Here is a 24,225-nt window from a genome sequence, read left to right as displayed (position 1 = left end):
CCTTTGTTTTCCGCTTGGCGAATTCCGCGATGATACAGATCAGTGCCCTGCCCGCGTTCACCGATAACTACATCTGGTTGTTACAGGATCACTCCACCCAGCGCTGCGCCGTGGTCGACCCGGGTGATGCCGCGCCAGTACAGGCCTGGCTCGACGCCCATCCGGGCTGGGTCCTGAGCGACATCCTGATCACCCATCATCACCATGATCATGTCGGCGGCGTCCAGGCGTTGAAGAATGCGACGAACGCCACCGTCTACGGCCCGGCCAGCGAAAACATCCCGGCGCGGGACCAGGCCCTGCATGACAATGACCGGGTCAGCGTGCTCGGCTGGGACTTCGATGTCTACGCAGTGCCTGGCCATACGCTGGGGCACATCGCCTATTACCACCATGGCCTGCTCTTTTGTGGCGACACCCTGTTTGCCGCCGGTTGCGGCCGGCTTTTCGAAGGCACGCCCGCGCAGATGCACCATTCCCTGGGTCGCCTCGCCGCCTTGCCTGAAGACACTCTGGTCTACTGCACCCATGAATACACCCTCAGCAACCTGAAGTTCGCTGCCGCCGTGGAACCGGGCAACCCGGACATCGCCGCCCGCCTGGAAAAAGTCGCCCGCCAACGCAACGAAGGCATCATGACGCTGCCCTCGACCCTGGCCCTGGAAAAACTCACCAACCCGTTCCTGCGCACGACTGAAACATCCGTTAAACAAAAAGCAGACGAACGGAACGGCCAGCGAAACCAGACGCCGAGTGAGGTTTTTGCGGCCTTGAGGGCTTGGAAAGATAAGTTCTAAGGCAGCTATCGATTGATACAAAAATTCTGAAAGGTTGACCTGTTGGGGTGCGCTTCCTAGAATCGGCCGACATTTTTGCCCGGAACTTACTTCCAGCCAATGTCGTCATCCATACGCAGGTCCGTCCAGTCAGACACATTGACCCGCTTGGCTCAAGCCATTGCGGTGGCTGTGTCCGCCACCCTGGCGGGCTGCCAGAGCACGAGCCAGCTGCCGCAGACCGACGCGGCGCACACCCCGAATATCGCCGCTCGCGCCAAACAGAAGCCGGTATGGCTCACCGAGAAACCCAGCCCCCAAGTGCCCCAGGACATCTGGGAACGCATGCGCCAGGGCTTCCAGCTGCAGGAAACGGCCGGCGTCAACCCGCGTATCGAGCAACAGCGCCTGTGGTTCGCCAGCAACCCTTCCTTCCTGGAAAACGCCGGTGAGCGTGGCAGCCTGTACATCCATTACATCGTCGAACGCCTTGAAGAACGCAACATGCCGCTGGAACTGGCGCTGCTGCCGGTGATCGAGAGCGCCTACAACCCCATGGCCTATTCCCGGGCCAACGCGGTGGGGCTGTGGCAGTTCATCCCGTCCACGGGGCGTTACTTCAACCTGCGCCAGACCCGTTTCTATGACGGACGACGCGACATCACCGCCTCCACCACGGCCGCCATGGACTACCTGACGCGCCTGCATGACATGTTCAACGGCGACTGGTTGCTGGCACTGGCGGCCTACAACGCCGGTGAGGGCACCGTCAGCCGCGCCATCGAGCGCAACGAGAAGCTTGGCCTGCCCACCGACTACTGGAACCTGCCGCTGCCCAGCGAGACCCAGGCCTATGTGCCGAAGTTGCTGGCGCTGTCCCAGGTGGTGCTCGCGCCCGACGCCTATGGCGTGAACCTCAACCCGATCGCCAACGAACCCTATTTCCAGGTCGTCGAGATCAACCAGCGCATGGACCTGTCCAAGGTCGCGGCGGTAGCCAATATCGACGAAGACGAGCTGTTCCAGCTCAATCCGGCCTTCAAGCAACGCACCACCATCGATGGCCCCCAGCATTTACTGGTCCCCACCTCCAAGGCCCAGTTGCTGACCGCCAGCCTGTCGACCATGCGTCCGGAAGAGCTGATCAGCCAGCGCGCACTCAAGCCGGTTTTCGAATCAGCCGACGACAGCGAAGTGGAAGGTGCCAGGCGCACCTATCGCGTCAAGCGCGGTGAAAACCTGGCCCAGATCGCCAAGGCCAACAACGTCCAGACCAAGGACCTGCAGCGCTGGAACAAACTCAGCGGCAATAAACTCAAGGTCGGCCAGACCCTGGTGATGCAGGACGCCAAGGCCAGCAAGGCCACCGGCAAGCGCATCAGCACCGTGATAGCCGCCAACAGCAAGAACCAGAAGAAACAGACCCAATACAAGGTCAAGCAGGGCGATTCGCTGTACGTCGTCGCTAAGCGCTTCAACGTGGAAATGCAGCACCTCAAGCGCTGGAATCCACGGATGGGCAAGGCACTCAAGCCTGGGCAGATGCTGACGGTGTACTCCCCGCACTGACCGAGGGACTCTCTGTGGCGAGGGAGCTTGCTCCCGCTGGGCTGCGCAGCAGCCCCAAAAGCAGCGACTCAATCCACCTGTTGCACCGAGGTGCCAGATTCGGGGTCGCTTCGCAACCCAGCGGGAGCAAGCTCCCTCGCCACGGTTCAAGCAAACCCTGAAGCTTTGAGCCCCCGCCTTTTTCCTGCCGATACAAGCTGTTACTGTACAGGCCATAAAAGCCCAAGCCGCCTGGATCGGATCTCCGACTTGATACGTCCCCTCCTTCTGCTCCTGATCAGCCTGGCCTTGAGCTCTCCCGCCAGCGCAACCATCAGCGAAAGCCATGGCTATGCGCAGTTCGGCACGCTCAAGTACCCGGCCAGATTCACCCACTTCGACTGGGTCAACCCGCAAGCGCCCAAGGGCGGAGTCTTGCGGGTCATGGCATTCGGCACCTTCGATACGCTCAATCCCTACACGTTCAAGGGCAGCAGCCCGGTTTCCACGCCCAATTTCCTGCAATACGGCATCAATGAGCTGAACGAACCGCTGATGGTCGGCACTGGCCAGTACGCACCGTCCGGCGATGAACCGACGTCGAGCTATGGCCTGATCGCCCAGTCGGTGGAGTACAGCGAAGATCGCAGCTGGGTAGTCTTCAACCTGCGCCCCGAAGCGCGCTTCCACGATGGCGTGCCCATCACCGCCTATGACGTGGCGTTCTCCTACAGGACCCTGCTCAAGGATGGCCATCCGCAATACCGCACCAACCTGCAGGAAGTGCTGCGGGTCGACATTCTCAACCCGCTGAAAATCCGCTTTGTCTTCAAGCGCGCGGGCAATCCCTTGCTGATCCTGCGCCTGGGTGAGCTGCCGGTGTTGCCCCAGCATTACTGGAAAGGCCGCGACTTCAAGGCGACGACCTTCGAACCGCCCCTGGGCAGCGGGCCGTATCGCATCACCAAAGTGCAGCCAGGCCGCCAACTGGTGTTCGAACGGGTCAAGGACTACTGGGGCAAGGACCTGCCGGTCAATCGCGGCAAGTACAACTACGACCGCATGGAGGTGGAGTTCTACCGGGACAGCGAAGTCGCCTTCGAAGCCTTCAAGGCCGGCGAGTTCGACATCTACATCGAACATCAGGCCAAGAACTGGGCCAACGGCTACGACTTTCCGGCAGTCAACCGGGGCGATGTGATCAAGGCCCAGATCCCCCACCAGATCCCGACCCAGACCCAGGGCCTGTTCATGAACACCCGGCGCGGCACATTCGCCGACGTCAAGGTGCGCGAAGCCCTGGGGCTGATGTTCGATTTCGAGTGGACCAACCGCACCCTGTTCAGCGGCGCCTACAAGCGCACCCTCAGCTATTACCCCAACAGCGAATTCTCCGCCACCGGCCTGCCGGTGGGTCATGAATGGCTGCTGCTCAAGCCGTACCGGGATCAATTGCCGCCCAAACTGCTCACCGAACCCTTCAGCCTGCCCAAGACCGACGGGCGCGGCATTCCCCGGGAAACCCTGCGCAAGGCATTGGGACTCTTGAAGGAAGCCGGCTGGAATCTCAACGGCCAACGCCTGCTGAACGCCGACCACCACCCCCTGAGCTTCGAAATCCTGCTGGTGAACCCGAATCTGGAGCGTATCCTGCAACCCTACGTCGAAAACCTTGCCAGCATCGGTGTTCAAGCTCGGCTGCGCACGGTGGACCGCGCCCAATACAAACAGCGCCTGGACCAGTTCGACTTCGACATGATCCTGCTGACCTTGAACCAGACCCTCAGCCCGGGCCTCGAGCAATGGCAGTACTTTCACTCCAGCCAGGTCGGGGTCAAGGGCAGCAAGAACTACGCCGGGATCGCCAACCCGGTGGTCGACCATCTGCTGGAAAAACTGCTCGCCGCCCAGACCCGCGATGAACAGGTCGCCGCCGGCAAGGCCCTGGATCGCGTACTGCTGTGGCAGCATTACTGCATCCCCAACTGGTATCTCAACTATCATCGCCTGGCGTACCGCAACCGGTTCGCCTTCGTCACCACGCCGCCCTATACCCTGGGCCTGAGCGCCTGGTGGCTGAAATCTTCGGAGAAAGATCAATGAAGCCTTTACGTGCCCTGCTCCTGCAGGCCAGCAGCCTGTTATTCGCCGGGCTGGCCTGCGCCGCGCCGCAGCATGCCGTGACCTTGTACAACGAACCGCCGAAATACCCGGCCAACTTCCAGCACTTCGACTACGTCAACCCGGACGCGCCCAAGGGCGGCATCTTCCGCCAGGGCGGCTTTGGGGGATTCGACAGCCTCAACCCGTTCATCAGTAAAGGCGTGCCAGCCGATGACATCGGCCTGATCTACGACACCTTGGCCAAGCAGGGCCTGGACGAACCCTTCACCGAATATGGCCTGATCGCCGAAAAAATCGAGAAAGCCCCGGACAATGCCTGGGTGCGCTTCTACCTGCGCCCCGAAGCCCGTTTCAACGATGGCCATCCGGTACGGGCGGAAGACGTGGTCTTCAGCTTCCAGACCCTGACCAAGGACGGCGCACCGATGTTCCGCGGCTACTACAACGACGTCGCCGAAGTCATCGCCGAAGACCCGCTCAAGGTCCTGTTCAAGTTCAAGCACACCCAAAATCGCGAGCTGCCGCTGATCCTCGGCCAATTGCCGGTATTGCCGAAGCACTGGTGGGCCGAGCGCGACTTCAACAAGGGCAACCTGGAGATTCCCCTGGGCAGCGGCCCCTACAAGGTCGTCGAAGTGAAGGCCGGCCGCTCGATCCGCTATGAGCGAGTGAAGGACTACTGGGGCAAGGACCTGCCGGTCAATCGCGGGTTCTACAACTTCGACGTGCTGGTCACCGACTACTACCGCGACAACACCGTCGCGGTCGAGGCATTGAAAGCCGGGCAGTTCGATTACTGGCTGGAAATGACCGCCAAGAACTGGGCCAACGCCTACAACATCCCGGCCGTGACCGAAGGCCGGCTGATCAAGGAACAGATCCCCAACGGCAACCCCACCGGCATGCAGGGCTTTGTCTACAACCTGCGCCGGCCGGTCTTCCAGGATGTGCGGGTACGCAAGGCCTTGAGCCTGCTGCTGGATTTCGAGTGGACCAACAAGCAACTGTTCAACGGCGCCTACGCCCGCACCCGCAGCTATTTCGAGAATTCGGAAATGGCCGCCACCGGCCTGCCCGGCGAAGACGAACTGAAGATTCTCGAGCCCCTGCGCGGCAAAATCCCCGAGCAGGTCTTCAGCGAAGCCTTCCAGCCTTCGATGTGCGACGGCAGCGGCATGATCCGCGACCAGCAGCGCAAGGCCTACCAATTGCTGCAAGAAGCCGGCTGGCGCATCGTCGACGACAAGATGGTCGACGCCCAAGGCAAACCGGTGGTGCTGGAGTTCCTGCTGGCCCAGACCGAGTTCGAGCGGATACTGCTGCCCTTCAAGCGCAACCTGAGCGACCTGGGCATCGACCTGGTGATCCGCCGGGTGGACGTGTCCCAGTACATCAACCGCGTGCGTTCCCGGGACTTCGACCTGGTGGTGGGCAGCTTCCCGCAATCCAGCTCGCCGGGTAACGAACAGCGTGAGTTCTGGATGTCCGCCGCCGCCGACAAGCCCGGCAGCCGCAACACCATGGGCCTGAAGGACCCGGCCGTGGACCAACTGGTAGAGCAACTGATCAATGCCGACTCGCGCAAGAGCCTGGTGGCTCACGCCCGGGCATTGGACCGGGTCTTGCAATGGGGCTACTACGTGATTCCCAACTGGCACATCAAGACCTGGCGCGTGGCCTACTGGAACCACATCGGTCATCCGAAAATAACCCCAACCTATGACATCGGCACCACCACCTGGTGGGTCAAGCCGGAGGTCAAGCCGGCCGATGAAGTAGAAAAGCAGGTCATCGAGCAGCAAATCGCCGTCCCTGCGAGCGTGGAGTAACAAGATGCTGGCTTACATTTTTCGGCGACTGCTGCTGATCATCCCGACCCTGTTCGGCATTCTGCTGATCAACTTCGTCATCATCCAGGCCGCCCCCGGCGGGCCGGTGGAACAGATGATCGCCAAGCTCGAGGGTTTCGAGGGCGCCACCAGCCGCATTGCCGGCGGCGGTGCCGAAGTGTCGGTGGCCGGCTCCTCCTACCGCGGGGCCCAGGGCCTGGACCCAGGGCTGGTCAAGGAAATCGAACGCATGTACGGCTTCGACAAGTCGGCCCCCGAACGCCTGTGGATCATGATCAAGAACTATGCCCACCTGGACTTCGGCGACAGTTTCTTCCGCGATGCCAAGGTCATCGACCTGATCAAGGAAAAGATGCCGGTGTCCATCTCCCTCGGGCTGTGGAGCACACTGATCATGTACCTGGTGTCGATCCCGCTGGGGATCGCCAAGGCCACGCGGCATGGCAGCCATTTCGATGTGTGGACCAGTTCGGCCATCATCGTCGGCTACGCGATCCCGTCGTTCCTGTTCGCCATCCTGCTGATCGTGGTGTTTGCCGGCGGCAGTTATTTCGACTGGTTCCCGTTGCGCGGGTTGACCTCCAACAACTTCGACGAATTGAGCATGGGCGGCAAGATCCTCGATTACTTCTGGCACCTGGCCTTGCCCGTAACCGCCCTGGTGATCGGCAACTTCGCCACCATGACCCTGCTGACCAAGAACAGCTTCCTCGACGAAATCAACAAGCAATACGTGGTCACCGCCAAGGCCAAGGGCCTGACCCGCCATCGGGTCCTCTACGGCCATGTCTTCCGCAACGCCATGCTGCTGGTGATCGCCGGCTTCCCTTCGGCGTTCATCGGGATCTTCTTCACCGGTTCCTTGCTGGTGGAAGTGATCTTTTCCCTCGACGGCCTGGGCCTGATGAGTTTCGAAGCGGCCATCAACCGCGATTATCCGGTGGTGTTTGGCACCCTGTTCATCTTCACCTTGCTGGGGCTGGTGGTGAAACTGATCGGCGATCTGACCTACACCTTTGTCGATCCGCGCATCGACTTCGAAAGCCGGGAGCATTGAGATGAACCTGTCCCCTCTCAATCGCCGTCGTTTCGAACTGTTCAAGGCCAACAAGCGTGGCTGGTGGTCGCTGTGGCTGTTCCTGATCCTGTTCGGGCTGAGCCTGGGTGCCGAGTTGATCGCCAACGACAAGCCGCTGGTGGTGCATTACGACAACGGCTGGTACTTCCCGGCCCTCAAGCGCTACCCGGAAACCACGTTCGGCGGCGAATTCCCGCTGGAAGCCAACTACAAGAGCCCGTACATCCGTGAATTGCTGGCGGCCAAGGACGCCTGGGTGCTGTGGGCACCGATTCCGTTCAGCTACCAGAGCATCAACTACGACCTGAAGGTCCCGGCCCCGGCACCGCCCTCTTCCGTGAATTGGCTGGGCACCGATGACCAGGGCCGCGATGTCCTGGCCCGGGTGATCTACGGCTTCCGTATCTCAGTGCTGTTCGCCCTGACCCTGACCCTGCTCAGCTCGATCATCGGCGTGATCGCCGGCGCCTTGCAGGGCTTCTATGGCGGCTGGGTCGACCTGGCCGGCCAACGCTTCCTGGAAATCTGGTCCGGGCTGCCGGTGCTGTACCTGCTGATCATCCTCGCCAGCTTCGTACAGCCGAACTTCTGGTGGCTGCTGGGCATCATGCTGCTGTTTTCCTGGATGAGCCTGGTGGACGTGGTCCGCGCCGAGTTCCTGCGCGGGCGCAACCTCGAATACGTGCGCGCCGCGCGGGCGCTGGGTATGCAGAACGGCGCGATCATGTTCCGGCACATCCTGCCCAACGCCATGGTCTCGACCATGACCTTCATGCCGTTCATCCTCACCGGCGCCATCGGCACCCTCACCGCCCTGGATTTCCTCGGCTTTGGCCTGCCGCCGGGCGCGCCGTCCCTGGGCGAGTTGGTGGCCCAGGGCAAATCCAACCTCCAGGCACCCTGGCTGGGCATCAGTGCGTTCGCCGTGCTGGCCGTGATGCTGAGCCTGTTGGTGTTCATCGGCGAGTCCGCTCGCGATGCCTTCGATCCGAGGAAGTGATATGAACCAGGACAATCTGATCGAAGTGCGCGACCTGGCGGTGGAGTTCATCGTCGGTGAACGCCGTCAGCGCGTGGTCGAGGGCGTCAGCTTCGACATCAAGCGCGGCGAAACCCTGGCCCTGGTGGGTGAAAGCGGCTCGGGCAAGTCGGTCACCGCCCACTCGATCCTGCGCTTGCTGCCCTACCCGCTGGCCCATCACCCCACCGGGACCATCCAGTACGCCGGCCAGGATTTGCTGGGATTGAAGGAAAAGACCATCCGCCATATCCGTGGCAACCGGATCGCGATGATTTTCCAGGAGCCGATGACCTCCCTCAACCCGCTGCACTGCATTGAAAAACAGATCAATGAAGTGCTTGGCATCCACAAGGGCCTGACCGGCAAGGTCGCGACCCGCCGGACCCTGGAGTTGCTGGAGCTGGTCGGCATTCCCGAGCCCCACAAGCGCCTCAAGGCTCTGCCCCACGAGTTGTCCGGCGGCCAGCGCCAGCGAGTGATGATCGCCATGGCCCTGGCCAACGAGCCGGAACTGCTGATCGCCGACGAGCCGACCACCGCCCTGGACGTCACCGTCCAGCTGAAAATCCTGCAATTGCTCAAGGAGTTGCAGGCGCGATTGGGTATGTCGTTGCTGCTGATCAGCCACGATTTGAACCTGGTGCGAAGAATTGCGCATCGCGTATGTGTCATGCAGCGCGGTTGCATCGTCGAACAGGCATCGTGCGAAGAGTTGTTCCGCGCGCCGCAGCATCCGTACACTCGGGAACTGCTGGCCGCCGAGCCCAGCGGCACCCCGGCGACCAACGTCGTCGGCCCGCCGCTGTTGCAGGTCGAGGACCTGAAAGTCTGGTTCCCGATCAAGAAAGGCCTGTTCAAACGCACGGTGGACTACATCAAGGCCGTGGACGGCATCCGCTTCAGCCTGCCCCAGGGCCAGACCCTGGGTATCGTCGGCGAAAGCGGTTCCGGCAAATCCACCCTGGGGCTGGCAATCCTGCGGTTGATCGGCAGCCAGGGCGGGATCCGCTTCGAAGGCAAGTCGCTGGACAGCCTGACGCAGCAACAGGTCCGGCCACTGCGCCGGGAGATGCAAGTGGTGTTTCAGGACCCGTTCGGCAGCCTGAGCCCACGGATGTGTGTCAGCCAGATCGTCGGCGAAGGCCTGCGGATCCACAAGATCGGCACCGCGGCTGAACAGGAACAGGCGATAATCGCGGCATTGAAGGAGGTAGGCCTGGATCCGGAAACCCGGAACCGCTACCCCCATGAATTTTCCGGAGGGCAACGGCAGCGTATCGCCATTGCCCGGGCCCTGGTGCTCAAGCCGGCGTTGATTCTGCTGGATGAACCAACGTCGGCCCTGGACCGTACCGTGCAACGCCAGGTGGTGGAGCTGTTGCGGTCGTTGCAAACCAAGTACAACCTGACGTACCTGTTTATCAGCCATGACCTGGCTGTCGTCAAAGCGCTGAGCCACCAATTGATGGTGGTCAAGCATGGCCAAGTGGTCGAACAAGGTGATGCCCGCAGCATATTCGCCGCGCCGCAGCACCCCTATACACAGCAGTTGCTGGAGGCCGCCTTCCTGGCCCCAACAACTGCCGAATAACCTGAAAAGAGGAGCAACACATGGGTTTTCTCGCCGGTAAGCGCGTACTGATCGTCGGTGTCGCCAGCAAGCTGTCCATCGCATCCGGCATCGCCGCCGCCATGCATCGCGAGGGCGCTGAGCTTGCCTTCACTTATCAGAACGACAAACTCAAGGGTCGTGTCGAAGAGTTCGCGCAAGGCTGGGGCTCGAGCCCTGAGCTGTGCTTCCCGTGCGACGTGGCCAGCGACGAAGAAATCGCCAAGGTCTTCGAAGCGCTGAGCAAGAAGTGGGACGGCCTGGACTGCATCGTGCACTCCGTGGGCTTCGCCCCGGGCGACCAGTTGGACGGCGACTTCACCGAAGCCACCACCCGCGAAGGTTTCCGCATTGCCCACGACATCAGCGCCTACAGCTTCGTGGCCCTGGCCAAGGCCGGTCGCGAAATGATGAAAGGCCGCAACGGCAGCCTGCTGACCCTGTCGTACCTGGGCGCCGAGCGCACCATGCCGAACTACAACGTCATGGGCATGGCCAAGGCCTCCCTGGAAGCCGGCGTACGTTACCTGGCCGGTTCCCTGGGCCCGGACGGTACCCGCGTCAACTGCGTATCGGCCGGCCCGATCCGCACCCTCGCCGCTTCCGGCATCAAGAACTTCCGCAAGATGCTGGCCGCCAACGAAGCGCAAACCCCGCTGCGTCGCAACGTCACCATCGAAGAAGTCGGCAATGCCGGCGCCTTCCTGTGCTCCGACCTGGCGTCGGGCATCAGCGGTGAAATCATGTACGTGGACGGCGGCTTCAACACCACCGCCATGGGTAACCTCGAAGAGTAATCTTCACGCTACAGCAAAAACGCCGCTTGCCCTGGAAAGGCCAAGCGGCGTTTTTTATGCCCACCACACATCCCCTGTGGGAGCGAGCCTGCTCGCGATGGCGGTGGATCAGCTGGCATTGATGTTGGATTTACCACCGCCTTCGCGAGCAAGCTCGCTCCCACATGGGTTCCGGCTGTTCATAAAAGGTCGCGCCCGCCACACATTCCCTGTGGGAGCGAGCTTGCTCGCGATGGCGGTGGGTCTGCTGGCATTGCTGTTGGATGTACCGCCGTCATCGCGAGCAAGCTCGCTCCCACATTGGATCGGCGGTTGGCTTGCGCTAATTGCGAAGCGCTTGTTTCTGGGCATACATGGCCGCATCCGCGTCGGCCAACAGGTTGTCGATTGACGAATGCCGCCGGGGGTCGTATTCGATCTGGCCCACGCTGAAACGAATGTCATAGCCACGCTGCAACATCGCATTGCGCTCATCGAGGATTTCCTTGAGGCGCGCCATGATCGCCGAGGTCTCGACATAGGAAGAGCCGGTGAGCAGCGCCACGAACTCATCGCCGCCCAGGCGACCGATCACATCACTTTCGCGAAAGGCGATACGCAGCACATCAGCGAAGGTTTTCAGCGCGCTGTCACCCTCGGCATGCCCATAGCGATCGTTGATCGGCTTGAAGTCGTTGAGGTCGAAGAACAGCAGCGTCGCCGGTCGTGACAAGCGATCACACACATTCAACCCATGCTGGGCCAACGTCCTGAAGCCGCGCCGATTGGACAGCAGCGTCAACTCGTCCATGCTCGCCATCTGCACCGCAACCATTTCCTGCTCGGCCATACGCGCCAAGTCGCGCAGCAGTTCGCGCTCTTCGTCATTGAGCTGGCGCGGCTTGGTGTCGAGCAGGCACAGCGTGCCAAGCTTGCTGCCATCCTCCAACCCCAGCGGATGCCCGGCGTAGAAGCGAATGCCAGGCTTGTCCGTGACCAACGGATTATCGTGAAACCGCTCGTCCTGCTCCGCGTCGCAGATTTCAAGGATCTGATCCTGCAAAATCGCATGCCCACAAAAGGAAACTTCCCGCGGGGTTTCGCTGGCATCCAGGCCGGCATTGGACTTGAACCACTGCCGGTTGGCGTCCACCAGGGACACCAGGGCGATGGGCACGTCAAACAGACGCCGGGCAAGGCGGGTCAGGCGGTCAAACCGCTCTTCAGGCGGGGTATCGAGCAGCTTGAGCGAATGCAGATTCTTGAGGCGAACCGCTTCGTTGTCCGGTTTACCTGGCGCAAGCATCGGGAACTCCATGGGCGAGACTTCATGAAGTCTAGTTCAGGACCACTGCCGTTCAAACCGAACGGCCAAATCAATCGGGCATTTGCTGGCCAGGGCTAATACACTGCTTCACAGGTTCAAGACGAGGACGCTGACCGATGAAGCACGCCACCCATGACGCCGCCCCACGCTTCTGGCGCGACGCGGCCCTGCCCTTCATCGAAGCCCGGGCCATCGCCGATGGGCGCAAGGTCTGCTACTCACGCCACTCCCACGACCATTTTTCCATCGGAGCGATCACCGCCGGGCGCAGCACCTATATTCATGAGCGGTCGAATTTCCAAGTGCAGAGCGGCACGGTGGTGCTGATGAACCCCGGCGATGTCCATGCGTGCAACCCGATCGACGATGAGCCGTGGTCGTATGTCATGCTGTACGTCGATACCCAGTGGCTCAGGGATTTGCAACGTCGTATCGGTTTCGATCAAACCCTGGATTTCCAGAGCTTTTCCACGACCCACAGCCGTGATGTCAAGCTGTTTGCCGCGTTGCAAGGGTTGTATGAGCAACTGGTGGATGAGCGGCTCGGCACCGACCGCAAGCGCACCGCCGCCGAGGCGTTTTTCACTGACCTGCAACAACGGCTCAACCCTGCCGGCCGTCCGGACCGGGGCAGCCACCCGGGTTTGATACGCGCGGCGCAGTTCATCCACGACCATTGCAGCGAAGCGTTGAAGCTCGAAGACATCTGCACCGCGGCGCAACTCTCGCCGTCTTACCTGAGCCGCGCCTTCAAGCGTCATTACGGGATGACGCCCCATGCCTTTCTGGTCAACCGCCGAATCCAGTTCGCCCGCCGCCAGTTACGCGAGGGCAAGCTGATCGCCGACGTGGCGCTGGACAGCGGGTTTGCCGACCAGGCGCATTTCCAGCGGGCCTTCAAGCAACACCTGGCGGCTACTCCGGGCCAGTATCGCGGTTGAGGCGACGCGCTGGCCTAAACACACTTCTGTGGGCCCGACTCAAGGCACCACCAAATACACCGCACTGGCCACCAACAACACCGCCATCGCCCGGTTGAACAGGCGCAGGGTCGCCGGATTCCCCAGCCAATTACGCAGAAAGCTGCCGGCATAGGCCCAGCAGCCCACCGAGACATAACAGATCACCAGGTAGACTGCCGCGAACTGCCACACCAGCCGTGCCTCGCCATCGGCCACGAACGCGCCCATCCCTGCGACGCAAGCCAGCCAGGCCTTGGGATTGAGCCATTGCATCAGCGCGCCGTAGAACATCGACGGGGCCCGGTCCTCGTCCTTGGCGCCCAGGTGCCCGTTGTCCATCGCCAATTTCCAGGCCATGAACAACAGAAACGCCACGCCGCCCAGTTGCACCACCCGTGTGAGCCCAGGCCAGCGTTGCAGCACTTCATGCAACCCGAGCCCCATCAACACCAATAACAAGACAAAACCCAGGGTCGCGCCGGCCACGTGGCGCAAGGTCGCTCGAAACCCGTACCGGGCCCCGGAACTGAGGGCCACAATGTTGACCGGCCCCGGCGTAATGGAGGCGACCAAGGCAAACGCCGCCATGGAAAGAATCAGACTCATCGCAAACCTTCTTCATATCTGTGAGGTGGCGATCAAGGTAAATCGCCCGCTGCTGCCGGTATTGAAGAAAACTGCCTCATGAGGGGATCCACGGTGAGCTCATCCCCCGAAACAAAGCCTGTGCCCACAAAAAAGCCGCGATGCCTGGATCAGGCATCGCGGCTTTTTTGCCCAATCAGCGGTCGTTCTTGATCGAAGAACTGGTCGCGTTGGTCAGGCCCTTGGTGTTGTGGGTACCCGGAGTCGCCGTGGAAATCGCGGAAGCCTTGGTCAAGCCGCGAGTATCGCGGTCTTTGGCGATGCCCGACGTGAGCGAAGCCTTGCTGGTTCGGTCGGTGCGGGTGGTACCGGTATGCTTGCCGCTGAGGCCATGATCGCGGGTGCGGGTGCCGGCATGGTCGCTGGCCAATCCCTTGCCAAGACCGCTGGAATCGCTGGATTTGCCACTGCCCTGGCCACCGCCGACACCACCACCGTGGCCACCACCATTACCGCCGCCGTTTCCTCCACCGTTACCGCCACCACCCCCATTGCCACCGCCGGCGGCGTAGCTGGAACCGATAGGCGACAGGTCGGCAGGCAGCAAGGCCGAAGCACCGAACGCCAGGGCACAGACAGCAACGGCAATCAGGGTTTTCTTATGTTTGGTCATGATGTCTCCGAAAGACAAAAACAGCGGTTGAACCTTTAAGACTCAAAGGTTCAAATTTTGTTCATGAGCATCCGACCAACTGCGGGAAAATTCACTGTCGATTTTCCGGTGGAGTCGTCCCGGGCGCGGTTCTATGCTTTGCCCCATGAACCTACAAGACTCGCTGCTTCCGCCCCACGCCGAGATGGTCCGCGCCATGCTCGAACGAGACACCGCCTATGAGGGGGTGTTCTTCACTGCGGTCAAGACCACCGGCATCTTCTGCCGTCCCAGTTGCACCGCGCGCAAGCCGAAGCCGGAGAACGTGGAGTTCTTCGCCCATGCCGACGAAGCCATGTCGGCCGGCTACCGCGCCTGCCTGCGCTGCAAGCCGCTGGATGCCGCCGCCATCGCGCCGGACTGGATGCAGGCCCTGCTCAAAGCGGTGGACGCCGAGCCCGACCTGCGCTGGACCGACGCCCTGCTGCTGGAACAAGGTATCGAACCGCTGAAACTGCGGCGCTGGTTCAAGCAACATTTCGGCATGACCTTTCACGCCTACCTGCGCACCCGCCGCCTGGGCATCGCCCTGGGCGGTATCAAGGACGGCACTTCCATCGACAATGCTGCGTTCGATTCCGGTTATGAGTCGTTGAGCGGTTTTCGGGATGCCTTCGTCAAATCCTTCCGCATCACACCCGGCCGCGCCGCCCTCAGTGAACCCCTGTTGTTCACCCGCCTGACCACGCCGCTGGGGCCGATGCTGGCCATGGCCGAACGACGGGGCCTGGTGCTGCTGGAATTCCTCGACCGTCCGGCCCTGACCAAGGAGCTGGAAGAGCTGCAGCAACGCTACGGCTACACGGTCGCGCCGGGGCACAACGCTCACCTGCAACAGATCGAAACCGAACTGGCCGACTATTTCGCCGGCAAGCTCACGACGTTCAATGTCCCGCTGCACATGCCCGGCAGCGCCTTCGCCGTGCGGGTCTGGGCTGAGTTGCAAAAAATCCCCTACGGCGAAACCCGCAGCTACGGCGGCATCGCCACGGCCCTGGGCAGCCCAGGTGCCAGCCGCGCCGTGGGCCTGGCCAACGGGCAGAATCGCCTGGCCATCGTCATTCCCTGCCACCGGGTGATCGGTGCGGATGGCTCGTTGACCGGTTATGGTGGCGGCCAGCCGCGCAAGGCGTTTCTGTTGCGGCTGGAAAAAGCCGCGGTGCAGGTTTCACTGCCCCTGGCGTTTTGAGCGCCCCGGAGAACGAACACCTGATGCCTGTGCCCTATCACGACGCCAGTGCTTTCCTGGCCAACCTCGACGAAGACTGGCGACGGCATGTCGTGGCGATCGGCCCTTGCCTGCTGCAACCCAAGCCGGCCCGCGATCCCTATGAAGCCCTGGTCCGGGCGATTGCCTACCAGCAACTGCACGCCAAGGCAGGCGATGCGATTCTGGGCCGGTTGCTGGCGTTGTTCCCGGCACAGACATTCCCCACCCCCATGCAAATCCTGGCGACAGACGTTGCTCAATTGCGCGGTTGTGGATTTTCCGCCAGCAAGATCGCGACCATCCAGGGCATCGCCCAAGCGGCCCTGGACGGGGTGGTGCCGGATTTTGCCACGGCGCGGGCAATGGAAGACGAAGCATTGATCGAGCGCTTGGTCAGCCTGCGCGGCGTCGGGCGCTGGACCGTGGAGATGCTGCTGATCTACAGCCTGGAACGACCCGACATCCTGCCGGCCGATGACTTTGGGGTGCGCGAGGGTTATCGACGGCTCAAGGGGTTGACGCAACAACCCAGCCGCAAGCAGATGGTCGAGATCGGCCTGGCCTGGCGCCCTTATCGGACGGTGGCGGCGTGGTATTTGTGGCGGGTGCCCGGTCGTTAGACCGTGTCATCGTTCATCGCGAGCAAGCTCGCTCCCACATTGGGCTTGGGAAGTTCACAAATCCCTTGTGGGAGCGAGCTTGCTCGCGATGGCGTCCGCATGTCAGTCACGAGTTCAACTGTTCAGAACATCGGGCCGTCAGGGCTGTCCAGAGTCATTACAATCCCCAATAGGAGATTCCCATGCAGCTCGAAGGATCCTGCCACTGCGGCGCCGTGTCGTTCAGCCTGGCCTGTGCCCACCCCTACCCTTATCAACGCTGCTACTGCTCGATCTGTCGCAAGACCCAGGGCGGCGGCGGGTACGCGATCAACCTGGGGGGCGATGCCCGAAGCCTGAAGGTGCGCGGTCGCAAGCACATCTCGATCTACCATGCACGGCTCAAGGACGAAGGCGATAAACGCGCCCACCGCAGCAGTGCCGAACGGCATTTCTGTTCCCTGTGCGGTTCGGGGTTGTGGCTGTTCAGCCCCGAATGGCCGGACCTGGTGCACCCGTTTGCCTCCGCCATCGACACACCGCTGCCGGTACCGCCGGAGCACACCCACTTGATGCTCGGTTCCAAGGTGCCATGGGTAGAGGTCGAGGCGCATAAGGGCGATCAGCAGTTCGATGTCTATCCCGAGGAGTCCATTGCCCAGTGGCATGAACGCCTGGGGCTGGTCACTTAGAGATGCAGTGCTGCATAAGGCCCCATCGCGAGCAAGCTCGCTCCCACATTGGACTTGGGAAGTTCACAAACCCCCTGTGGGAGCGAGCTTGCTCGCGATGACGTCAGTACCGGCACCTCTGCACTATCGAGCCGGCACACCACTGTGGAACCGGAACTCCACATCCGGCGATTCGATCAGTTCCCGCTCGGCCTCACGGACCTTGTCGATCACCTGGGCAATGTCCTTGGCGTCACCGTATTGGTAGGCCAGTTTCAAGTAGCCCTGGAAGTGCCGGGCCTCGCTCTTGAGCAAGCCGAAATAGAACTTGCCCAGTTCCTCGTCCAGGTGCGGCACCAAAGCTTCGAAGCGCTCGCAGCTGCGGGCTTCGATGAAGGCACCGACCACAAGGGTGTCCACCAGCTTGACCGGTTCGTGGCTGCGCACCACCTTGCGCAGCCCCGAGGCATAACGCCCGGCAGAGAGCTGGCGCAAGCCGATCTTGCGTTTTTTCATCAGGCGCATGACCTGCTCGTGATGCACCAGCTCTTCCCGGGCCAGGCGCGACATCAGGTTGATCAGGTCGACGTGGGAGTGGTATTTGGCGATCAGGCTCAGGGCGGTGCTGGCGGCCTTGAATTCGCAGTTCTTGTGGTCGATCAGCAACGTTTCCTGGTCGGCCAGCGCGGCCTGGACCCACGCATCAGGGGTGCGGCAACCAAGGAATTCGTGGATTTCGGGAAGATTCATGGGGCTCACGGGCAAAGGTAGTCGAGCGAAGGGCGCCGATTATACCGGCCTGCCTCCAGACCACCAGCCACCGCCATTGATATGCATCAAGTCAATGACTCACCCACGGCAACTAGACTGCCCCACAGCAACTATAGTTGAGCAACGCCAGCCTTTTCATTGCAGGAGAACGCCGATCATGCAAGCCATTCGCAGCATCCTGGTGGTCATTGAGCCCGAGCATTCGGAAAGCCTGGCGCTCAAGCGCGCCAAACTGATCGCCGGTGTGACCCAGGCACACTTGCACCTGTTGGTGTGCGACAAAAAGCACGATCACGCCGGCATGCTCGGCGTGCTGAAGTCCGCGCTGCTGGCGGATGGCTACAGCGTGACCACCGAACAGGCCTGGAACGAAAGCCTCTACGAAACCATCATCGACGTGCAGCAGGCTGAAGGTTGCGGGCTGGTGATCAAACAGCACTTTCCCGACAGCCCATTGAAAAAAGCCCTGCTGACCCCGGCGGACTGGAAACTGCTACGCCATTGCCCCACCCCGGTGCTGCTGGTGAAGACCGCCGGTTCCTGGAAAGACAAGGTGATCCTGGCCGCCGTCGACGTTGGCAATGCCGACGGTGCACACCGCCACCTGCACGCCACCATCATCGACCATGGCTACGACATCGCGCTCCTCGCCAAGGCGCACCTGCACGTGATCAGCGCCCATCCCTCGCCGATGCTCTCGTCCGCCGACCCGACGCTCCAGCTCAAGGAAACCATCGAGGCCCGGTATCGCGAGCAATGCCGGGCGTTCCAGGCCGAGTTCGACATCGACGACCAGCATCTGCATATCGAAGAAGGCCCGGCGGATGTCTTGATTCCGTACATGGCGCGCAAGCTGCAGGCGGCGGTGACGGTGATCGGCACCGTGGCCCGCTCGGGGTTGTCCGGGGTGCTGATCGGCAACACCGCCGAGGCCGTGCTCGATACGCTGGAAAGCGATGTGCTGGTGCTCAAGCCCCAGGAAGTCGAGGATCATCTGGTGGAGTTGGCGGTCAAGGAATAAAGCGAATGAACTTTTTGTGGCGAGGGAGCTTGCTCCCGCTGGGTTGCGAAGCGACCCTCGCTCTTGATCTTAAAAATTTCTGGCCCTGAAAAATCCAGGCGTCTGCTGCGCAGCCGAGCGGGAGCAAGCTCCCTCGTCACAAAGCTCCCGGCACAAAAGCTCCTTTGCACTGGCCGGGGGTCAGCCGCCGATCGCATCCTTCAGGAACCCCGGCGCGATGTACCGCTGGTAATGGGCTTCGGACAGGAGGAAAAACTCCCGATCAATGGCATCGCGCAGGTCCGGCAGGTCCCAGTCGCGAAACTCCGGCATCAGCACCATGCCGTAGGCTTCCAGATTGTTGATCACCCGCGCGCCCCGGGCGATCAACTGGTAGGCCCAGCAATATTCCGACTGGTGCGGCACAAAACGGATCTTGCGCGATTCCAGTTGCTGGCGCAGCAACCCGGGGTCGAAAACCTCCAGCTTGGCCTCCATCACCTGCACCAACAGTTGTTCGAGCCGCATCCACACCGCGCGTTTTTCATCCTCGTTGTAGCCGTTCCAGTGAATCACTTCGTGGTGGAACCGCTTGCAGCCACGGCACACCAGGTCACCGTAGACAGTGGAGCAAAGGCCGACGCAGGGGGTCTTGATGAGCTGGTTGGGCATAAGGAAAAACACACGCAAAAGCAGGACAGGCTGGCATGTTAGCCCTTTGTCTAAGATTGATCACCCCTCAAACTTGAGCGCCCAACTTACCTTTAATTTTTTTTTCCCGTAGAATCAGCCAGCCTTTTAAGGCGCCAATGTCCGTTAGAAGCTGTTTTCAAAGCGTCACGAGCACAGTCGTTCCTTCAGAGCGGTGTTGGCGAAGGGTCTTTCCAGCGGGGAAAGCCCAACGCCAACCCTCATCAGCTCCCGTTCTGCAGGCGTAAAACTTTGAAAGCAGCTTCTGTGAGGAACGTGCGGAAACTCTGGCGTGATGGTTCAAAAAGCCGTCGACGCGCATGAGTACCGTGGGTTCCTGGATGAGCGTCCCGGACACCCATTTGGGACCACTGATGAGGGTAATAACTGTGCTTGAAGCCTACCGCAAACATATTGAAGAGCGTGCAGCCCTGGGTATCGTTCCCCAGCCGCTCAACGCCGAACAAACCGCAGGCCTGATCGAGCTGCTGAAAAATCCTCCGGCTGGCGAAGAAGCTTTCCTCGTTGACCTGATCACCCATCGCGTTCCGCCTGGAGTCGACGAAGCCGCCTACGTCAAGGCCGGCTTCCTGTCCGCTCTCGCCAAGGGCCAGGCCCAATCTCCTCTGCTGGACAAGAAGCGCGCCGTTGAACTGCTCGGCACCATGCAGGGCGGCTACAACATCGTGACCCTGGTGGAACTGCTGGACGACGCCGAACTGGCGCCGGTAGCCGCCAAGGAACTCAAGCACACCCTGCTGATGTTCGATGCCTTCCACGACGTGGCTGAAAAAGCCAAGAACGGCAACGTTCACGCCAAGGCCGTGCTGCAATCCTGGGCCGACGGCGAGTGGTTCAAGAACCGCCCGGTGCTGGCCGACAAGATCAGCCTGCGGGTGTTCAAGGTCACCGGCGAAACCAACACCGACGACCTGTCCCCTGCCCCTGACGCCTGGTCTCGCCCGGACATCCCGCTGCACGCCCTGGCCATGCTGAAAATGGCCCGTGACGGCATCGTGCCTGATGAACAAGGCAAGACCGGCCCGATGAAGCAGATCGAAGAGATGCGTGGCCAAGGCTTCCCGATCGCCTACGTCGGTGACGTGGTCGGTACCGGTTCGTCGCGTAAATCGGCAACCAACTCGGTGCTGTGGTTCTTCGGCGACGACGTTCCTTTCGTTCCGAACAAGCGCGCCGGCGGTTTCTGCTTCGGCAGCAAGATCGCACCGATTTTCTACAACACCATGGAAGACGCCGGCGCCCTGCCGATCGAATTCGATGTGTCCAACATGCACATGGGCGACGTGATCGACCTGTACCCGCATGCTGGCAAAGTCTGCAAGCACGGTACCGATGAAGTCCTGGCCACCTTCGAAATGAAGACCCCGGTCCTGTTGGACGAAGTCCGTGCTGGCGGTCGTATCCCGCTGATCATCGGCCGTGGCCTGACCGAGAAGGCACGCGCCGAACTGGGTCTGCCACCGTTCGACCTGTTCAAGAAGCCTGAAGCCCCCGCCGAAAGCACCAAGGGTTTCACCCTGGCGCAGAAGATGGTCGGCAAGGCTTGCGGTCTGGCGGAAGGCCAAGGCGTGCGCCCGGGTACCTACTGCGAACCGAAGATGACCACCGTGGGTTCCCAGGACACCACCGGTCCGATGACCCGTGACGAACTGAAAGACCTGGCGTGCCTGGGCTTCTCGGCTGACCTGGTGATGCAGTCTTTCTGCCACACCGCGGCCTATCCGAAGCCGATCGACGTCACCACCCACCACACCCTGCCTGACTTCATGATGACCCGCGGCGGCGTTTCCCTGCGTCCGGGCGACGGCATCATCCACTCGTGGCTGAACCGCATGCTGCTGCCAGACACCGTGGGTACCGGTGGTGACTCGCACACCCGTTTCCCGATGGGCATCTCGTTCCCGGCCGGCTCCGGCCTGGTCGCGTTCGCCGCTGCCACCGGCGTCATGCCGCTGGACATGCCGGAATCGATCCTGGTGCGCTTCAAAGGCAAAATGAAACCTGGCATCACCCTGCGTGACCTGGTTCATGCCATTCCGTACTTCGCCATCCAGAACGGTCTGCTGACCGTCGAGAAGAAAGGCAAGAAAAACGCCTTCTCCGGCCGCATCCTGGAAATCGAAGGCCTGGAAGGCTTGACCCTGGAACAGGCTTTCGAATTGTCCGACGCCTCGGCCGAACGTTCGGCTGCCGGTTGCACCATCAAGCTGTCGAAAGAGTCGATCACCGAGTACCTGCAATCGAACATCACCCTGCTGCGCTGGATGATCGGCGAAGGCTACGGTGATGCACGTACCCTGGAACGTCGCGCCCAAGCGATGGAAGCCTGGATCGCCAACCCGCAACTGATGGAAGCCGATGCCGACGCCGAGTACGCCGAAGTCATCGAAATCGATCTGGCGGACATCAACGAGCCTGTGCTCTGCGCGCCGAACGATCCGGACGATGCCCGTCTGCTGTCCAGCGTTGCTGGCGAGAAGATCGACGAAGTGTTCATCGGTTCGTGCATGACCAACATCGGTCACTTCCGCGCCGCCGGTAAACTGCTGGAGCAGGTCAAGGGGCAACTGCCAACCCGTCTGTGGCTGTCGCCGCCGACCAAGATGGACGCCCACCAGCTCACCGAAGAAGGCTACTACGGCATCTACGGCAAGGCCGGTGCACGGATGGAAATGCCAGGCTGCTCGCTGTGCATGGGTAACCAGGCACGCGTCGAGCCGAACTCCACCGTGGTGTCGACCTCGACCCGTAACTTCCCGAACCGTCTGGGTGACGGCGCGAACGTCTACCTGGCTTCGGCCGAACTGGCGTCCGTTGCTTCGATCCTGGGTCGCCTGCCGACCGTCGAGGAGTACATGGAATACGCCGGCAAGATCGACAGCATGGCGGCGGACGTGTACCGCTACCTGAGCTTCGACCAGATCGCCGAGTTCCGTGAAGCGGCTGCAAACGCCAACATCCCGGTCGTTCAAGCGTAAAGCTTAGAACGCCCGACTGAAAACGCCGCCCTTCTTGCGAGGGGCGGCGTTTTTTTATGCCTGTCATTTCGATGCCAGCCGAACCACCGCCATCGCGAGCAAGCTCGCTCCCACAGGGGATTTGGGGTGGATGTAAGCTCTGTGGACATCCGAAACCAGTGTGGGAGCGAGCTTGCTCGCGATGGCGCCGGCACATCCAATATCAACGCAAACTGACCCACCGCTTTGGCGAGCAAGCCCGCTCCCACAAGGGGATGGTCAGGCCATCAACGAATAAACCAACGCAGTAATCGCCACCAGCCCCACCAACACAACGAAGACATTGGAGACCTGGCCGCGATAGCGAGCCATGGCCGGTACTTTGCGGATAGCGTACATCGGCATCAGGAACAGGATGGCTGCGATGACCGGGCCGCCCAGGGTTTCGATCATGCCCAGGATGCTCGGGTTGAGGGTGGCGACGATCCAGCACACCACCAGCATGAACGCTGCGGTGAGGCGGTCCAGGGTCTTGGGGGCCGGACGGCGGCCGCTCTTGACGATCAGACCCTTGAGGCCTTCGCTGGCGCCGATGTAGTGCCCCAGGAACGACTTGGAAATGGCGACAAACGCAATCAACGGCGCGGCAAAGGCGATGGTCGGGTTGCTGAAATGGTTAGCCAGGTACGACAGGATCGACAGGTTCTGCGCCTTGGCCTCGGCCAATTGCGCCGGGGTCAGGGTCAGCACGCAACTGAACACGAAGAACAGCACCATCACCACCATCAGCACATGGGCGCGCGACAGGATCTGCGCACTGCGCTCCTCGGCGTTGCCACCGTAGCGACGCTTCTGGTCCACCGCAAACGCCGAGATGATCGGCGAGTGGTTGAACGAGAACACCATCACCGGGATCGCCAGCCACAAGGTATGCAACAACGCCGAAGGTTCAGGCGGCGTCGACGCCGTGCTCAGGATACCGCCGCTCCAGTGGGGAATCAGGAACACCGCCAGAAACAGCAGCGCCACGATGAACGGGTAGACCATCAGGCTCATGGCCTTGACGATCGCCTGCTCGCCGCAACGGACCACCGCCAGCAGGCCGAGGATCAGCACCAGGGACAGCACGACCCGCGGGGGCGGCTGGATATGCAACTGATGTTCCAGGAAGCTGCCCACCGTGTTGGTCAGCGCCACGCTGTAGATCAGCAGGATCGGGAAAATGGCGAAGAAGTACAAAAGCGTGATCAGCGCACCGGCCTTGAGGCCGAAATGCTCCGCCACCACCTCGGTGATGTCCGCGCCGTCGCGGCCGGACAACACGAAACGGGTCAGGCCCCGATGGGCATAGAACGTCATGGGGAACGCCAGCAACGCCAGGATCAGCAGCGGCCAAAAACCACCCAGGCCCGCATTGATGGGTAAGAACAGAGTGCCTGCACCGATGGCGGTGCCAAACAGACCCAGCATCCAGGTGGTGTCCTGGCGACTCCATTGGCTGAGGGTGGCTGGGACTGTCGTTTCAAAGCGCTCTTCGACGCTATTGGCCTGATCATTCATCCGGTCGGATCTCCGCTTTCCGGTCACATGCACCCGGCCGGGACGAGTCGGAAAACCCCGACAGGCAGCGCCCTGGCCGAAACAGGGGCGCGATTGTCCGGGATTCACGAGCAGAAGCAAAGACTTAGCTGAGGAGCGGTTGTGCGGATCAGGTCACGCCAATAGAAACAGCCGCCGCATTTCCTGTGGGAGCGGGCTTGCTCGCGAAAGCGGTGTGTCATTTAGCCGATGCGTTACTGATACACCGACTTCGCGAGCAAGCCCGCTCCCACAATGGCGATGCTGAACCCGAAATGCACATAAAAAGCCAAGCCCCCCTGCCCCCGGCTCCTACAATCAGGTTGAATACCCACAATCGATCCAGCGCCCACAGGAGCC

At 61.4% G+C, this 24,225-nt stretch carries 20 protein-coding genes; 14 read left to right on the top strand and 6 right to left on the bottom strand.

The features are described from left to right. The first annotated feature begins 29 nt into the window (after positions 1 to 29). The 8 genes from gloB to fabI all read left to right on the top strand — a co-directional run bounded on the left by gloB (position 30) and on the right by fabI (position 10,803). Positions 30 to 797, top strand: coding sequence for a hydroxyacylglutathione hydrolase (gloB, locus tag BLO80_RS09885; protein ID WP_092327755.1), 768 nt, complete (start codon positions 30 to 32; stop codon positions 795 to 797). A gap of 99 nt (positions 798 to 896) precedes the next feature. After that, positions 897 to 2,345: a transglycosylase SLT domain-containing protein gene (locus BLO80_RS09880; RefSeq protein ID WP_092327753.1), complete on the top strand. Its 1,449-nt coding sequence runs from the start codon at positions 897 to 899 to the stop codon at positions 2,343 to 2,345. A 249-nt stretch (positions 2,346 to 2,594) separates the two neighbouring features. Further along, positions 2,595 to 4,427 (top strand): extracellular solute-binding protein, encoded by a 1,833-nt coding sequence (locus BLO80_RS09875; RefSeq protein ID WP_092327751.1) that lies wholly within the window; start codon positions 2,595 to 2,597, stop codon positions 4,425 to 4,427. Then, a complete protein-coding gene (locus BLO80_RS09870; RefSeq protein WP_092327750.1) occupies positions 4,424 to 6,277 on the top strand; it encodes an extracellular solute-binding protein in 1,854 nt (617 codons plus the stop codon). Before BLO80_RS09875 ends, BLO80_RS09870 begins: the two co-directional genes overlap by 4 nt. A gap of 4 nt (positions 6,278 to 6,281) precedes the next feature. Further along, positions 6,282 to 7,355: a microcin C ABC transporter permease YejB gene (locus BLO80_RS09865; RefSeq protein ID WP_092198160.1), complete on the top strand. Its 1,074-nt coding sequence runs from the start codon at positions 6,282 to 6,284 to the stop codon at positions 7,353 to 7,355. 1 nt (position 7,356) lies between these two features. Beyond that, positions 7,357 to 8,376 (top strand): ABC transporter permease, encoded by a 1,020-nt coding sequence (locus BLO80_RS09860; RefSeq protein WP_092327748.1) that lies wholly within the window; start codon positions 7,357 to 7,359, stop codon positions 8,374 to 8,376. A 1-nt stretch (position 8,377) separates the two neighbouring features. After that, entirely contained in the window at positions 8,378 to 9,988 is a 1,611-nt protein-coding gene (locus BLO80_RS09855; protein WP_092327746.1) for an ABC transporter ATP-binding protein, read from the top strand. A gap of 20 nt (positions 9,989 to 10,008) precedes the next feature. After that, positions 10,009 to 10,803, top strand: coding sequence for an enoyl-ACP reductase FabI (fabI, locus tag BLO80_RS09850; protein ID WP_025213267.1), 795 nt, complete (start codon positions 10,009 to 10,011; stop codon positions 10,801 to 10,803). Positions 10,804 to 11,125: 322 nt separating this feature from the next. Here the strand turns inward: fabI and BLO80_RS09845 are convergent, their stop codons facing one another. Beyond that, positions 11,126 to 12,088, bottom strand: a complete 963-nt coding sequence (locus BLO80_RS09845; protein ID WP_092327745.1) for a sensor domain-containing diguanylate cyclase — start codon at positions 12,086 to 12,088, stop codon at positions 11,126 to 11,128. Positions 12,089 to 12,225: 137 nt separating this feature from the next. Between BLO80_RS09845 and BLO80_RS09840 the strand changes: the two genes are divergently transcribed. Further along, on the top strand, positions 12,226 to 13,050 hold the full coding sequence (locus tag BLO80_RS09840) for a helix-turn-helix transcriptional regulator (RefSeq protein WP_092327743.1): 825 nt from the start codon (positions 12,226 to 12,228) through the stop codon (positions 13,048 to 13,050). Positions 13,051 to 13,089: 39 nt separating this feature from the next. On the opposite strand, the gene BLO80_RS09835 is transcribed toward BLO80_RS09840, so the two are convergent. After that, positions 13,090 to 13,677, bottom strand: a complete 588-nt coding sequence (locus BLO80_RS09835; protein WP_092327742.1) for a LysE family translocator — start codon at positions 13,675 to 13,677, stop codon at positions 13,090 to 13,092. 175 nt (positions 13,678 to 13,852) lie between these two features. Continuing rightward, on the bottom strand, positions 13,853 to 14,329 hold the full coding sequence (locus tag BLO80_RS29895) for a hypothetical protein (RefSeq protein ID WP_175459477.1): 477 nt from the start codon (positions 14,327 to 14,329) through the stop codon (positions 13,853 to 13,855). 145 nt (positions 14,330 to 14,474) lie between these two features. Here BLO80_RS29895 and BLO80_RS09825 point away from each other — a divergent pair, with 145 nt between their 5' ends. The 3 genes from BLO80_RS09825 (at position 14,475) to BLO80_RS09815 (ending at position 16,869) form a co-directional block, all read left to right on the top strand. Further along, a complete protein-coding gene (locus BLO80_RS09825) occupies positions 14,475 to 15,557 on the top strand; it encodes a bifunctional transcriptional activator/DNA repair enzyme AdaA (protein WP_092327739.1) in 1,083 nt (360 codons plus the stop codon). A 23-nt stretch (positions 15,558 to 15,580) separates the two neighbouring features. Further along, positions 15,581 to 16,198, top strand: a complete 618-nt coding sequence (locus BLO80_RS09820) for a DNA-3-methyladenine glycosylase family protein (protein WP_092327737.1) — start codon at positions 15,581 to 15,583, stop codon at positions 16,196 to 16,198. Between the two features lie 182 nt (positions 16,199 to 16,380). After that, complete coding sequence (locus BLO80_RS09815) at positions 16,381 to 16,869, top strand: GFA family protein (protein WP_092327736.1); 489 nt, start codon at positions 16,381 to 16,383, stop codon at positions 16,867 to 16,869. A gap of 123 nt (positions 16,870 to 16,992) precedes the next feature. On the opposite strand, the gene BLO80_RS09810 is transcribed toward BLO80_RS09815, so the two are convergent. After that, a complete protein-coding gene (locus BLO80_RS09810; protein ID WP_060741958.1) occupies positions 16,993 to 17,598 on the bottom strand; it encodes a MiaE family protein in 606 nt (201 codons plus the stop codon). 178 nt (positions 17,599 to 17,776) lie between these two features. Between BLO80_RS09810 and BLO80_RS09805 the strand changes: the two genes are divergently transcribed. Continuing rightward, on the top strand, positions 17,777 to 18,640 hold the full coding sequence (locus BLO80_RS09805) for a universal stress protein (protein WP_092327734.1): 864 nt from the start codon (positions 17,777 to 17,779) through the stop codon (positions 18,638 to 18,640). A gap of 180 nt (positions 18,641 to 18,820) precedes the next feature. Here BLO80_RS09805 and BLO80_RS09800 read toward each other — a convergent pair whose 3' ends face one another. Further along, positions 18,821 to 19,291 carry a DUF1289 domain-containing protein gene (locus BLO80_RS09800; protein WP_092327733.1) on the bottom strand — a complete coding sequence of 157 codons (471 nt, stop codon included), beginning with the start codon at positions 19,289 to 19,291 and terminating at the stop codon, positions 18,821 to 18,823. A gap of 407 nt (positions 19,292 to 19,698) precedes the next feature. Here BLO80_RS09800 and acnB point away from each other — a divergent pair, with 407 nt between their 5' ends. Next, complete coding sequence (gene acnB, locus BLO80_RS09795) at positions 19,699 to 22,308, top strand: bifunctional aconitate hydratase 2/2-methylisocitrate dehydratase (protein WP_092327731.1); 2,610 nt, start codon at positions 19,699 to 19,701, stop codon at positions 22,306 to 22,308. Between the two features lie 258 nt (positions 22,309 to 22,566). Here acnB and BLO80_RS09790 read toward each other — a convergent pair whose 3' ends face one another. Continuing rightward, positions 22,567 to 23,847 (bottom strand): serine/threonine transporter, encoded by a 1,281-nt coding sequence (locus tag BLO80_RS09790; protein ID WP_092327729.1) that lies wholly within the window; start codon positions 23,845 to 23,847, stop codon positions 22,567 to 22,569. Positions 23,848 to 24,225 lie beyond the last annotated feature (378 nt).

Origin of the sequence: Pseudomonas sp. NFACC56-3 (genome assembly GCF_900100025.1) — a bacterium.
Taxonomy (GTDB): Bacteria; Pseudomonadota; Gammaproteobacteria; order Pseudomonadales; family Pseudomonadaceae; genus Aquipseudomonas; species Aquipseudomonas fluorescens_AA.
The sequence above is the reverse complement of the archived record's forward strand: the minus strand, read 5'-3'. Positions and strand labels throughout refer to the sequence as shown.

Bases quoted from the DNA above. Each gene is read 5' to 3' on its own strand.
- gloB (WP_092327755.1), top strand. From the start codon at position 30: ATGATACAGATCAGTGCCCTGCCCGCGTTCACCGATAACTACATCTGG.
- BLO80_RS09880 (WP_092327753.1), top strand. From the start codon at position 897: ATGTCGTCATCCATACGCAGGTCCGTCCAGTCAGACACATTGACCCGC.
- BLO80_RS09870 (WP_092327750.1), top strand. From the start codon at position 4,424: ATGAAGCCTTTACGTGCCCTGCTCCTGCAGGCCAGCAGCCTGTTATTC.
- BLO80_RS09865 (WP_092198160.1), top strand. From the start codon at position 6,282: ATGCTGGCTTACATTTTTCGGCGACTGCTGCTGATCATCCCGACCCTG.
- BLO80_RS09860 (WP_092327748.1), top strand. From the start codon at position 7,357: ATGAACCTGTCCCCTCTCAATCGCCGTCGTTTCGAACTGTTCAAGGCC.
- BLO80_RS09855 (WP_092327746.1), top strand. From the start codon at position 8,378: ATGAACCAGGACAATCTGATCGAAGTGCGCGACCTGGCGGTGGAGTTC.
- fabI (WP_025213267.1), top strand. From the start codon at position 10,009: ATGGGTTTTCTCGCCGGTAAGCGCGTACTGATCGTCGGTGTCGCCAGC.
- BLO80_RS09845 (WP_092327745.1), bottom strand. From the start codon at position 12,088: ATGCTTGCGCCAGGTAAACCGGACAACGAAGCGGTTCGCCTCAAGAAT.
- BLO80_RS09840 (WP_092327743.1), top strand. From the start codon at position 12,226: ATGAAGCACGCCACCCATGACGCCGCCCCACGCTTCTGGCGCGACGCG.
- BLO80_RS09835 (WP_092327742.1), bottom strand. From the start codon at position 13,677: ATGAGTCTGATTCTTTCCATGGCGGCGTTTGCCTTGGTCGCCTCCATT.
- BLO80_RS29895 (WP_175459477.1), bottom strand. From the start codon at position 14,329: ATGACCAAACATAAGAAAACCCTGATTGCCGTTGCTGTCTGTGCCCTG.
- BLO80_RS09825 (WP_092327739.1), top strand. From the start codon at position 14,475: ATGAACCTACAAGACTCGCTGCTTCCGCCCCACGCCGAGATGGTCCGC.
- BLO80_RS09820 (WP_092327737.1), top strand. From the start codon at position 15,581: ATGCCTGTGCCCTATCACGACGCCAGTGCTTTCCTGGCCAACCTCGAC.
- BLO80_RS09815 (WP_092327736.1), top strand. From the start codon at position 16,381: ATGCAGCTCGAAGGATCCTGCCACTGCGGCGCCGTGTCGTTCAGCCTG.
- BLO80_RS09810 (WP_060741958.1), bottom strand. From the start codon at position 17,598: ATGAATCTTCCCGAAATCCACGAATTCCTTGGTTGCCGCACCCCTGAT.
- BLO80_RS09805 (WP_092327734.1), top strand. From the start codon at position 17,777: ATGCAAGCCATTCGCAGCATCCTGGTGGTCATTGAGCCCGAGCATTCG.
- BLO80_RS09800 (WP_092327733.1), bottom strand. From the start codon at position 19,291: ATGCCCAACCAGCTCATCAAGACCCCCTGCGTCGGCCTTTGCTCCACT.
- BLO80_RS09790 (WP_092327729.1), bottom strand. From the start codon at position 23,847: ATGAATGATCAGGCCAATAGCGTCGAAGAGCGCTTTGAAACGACAGTC.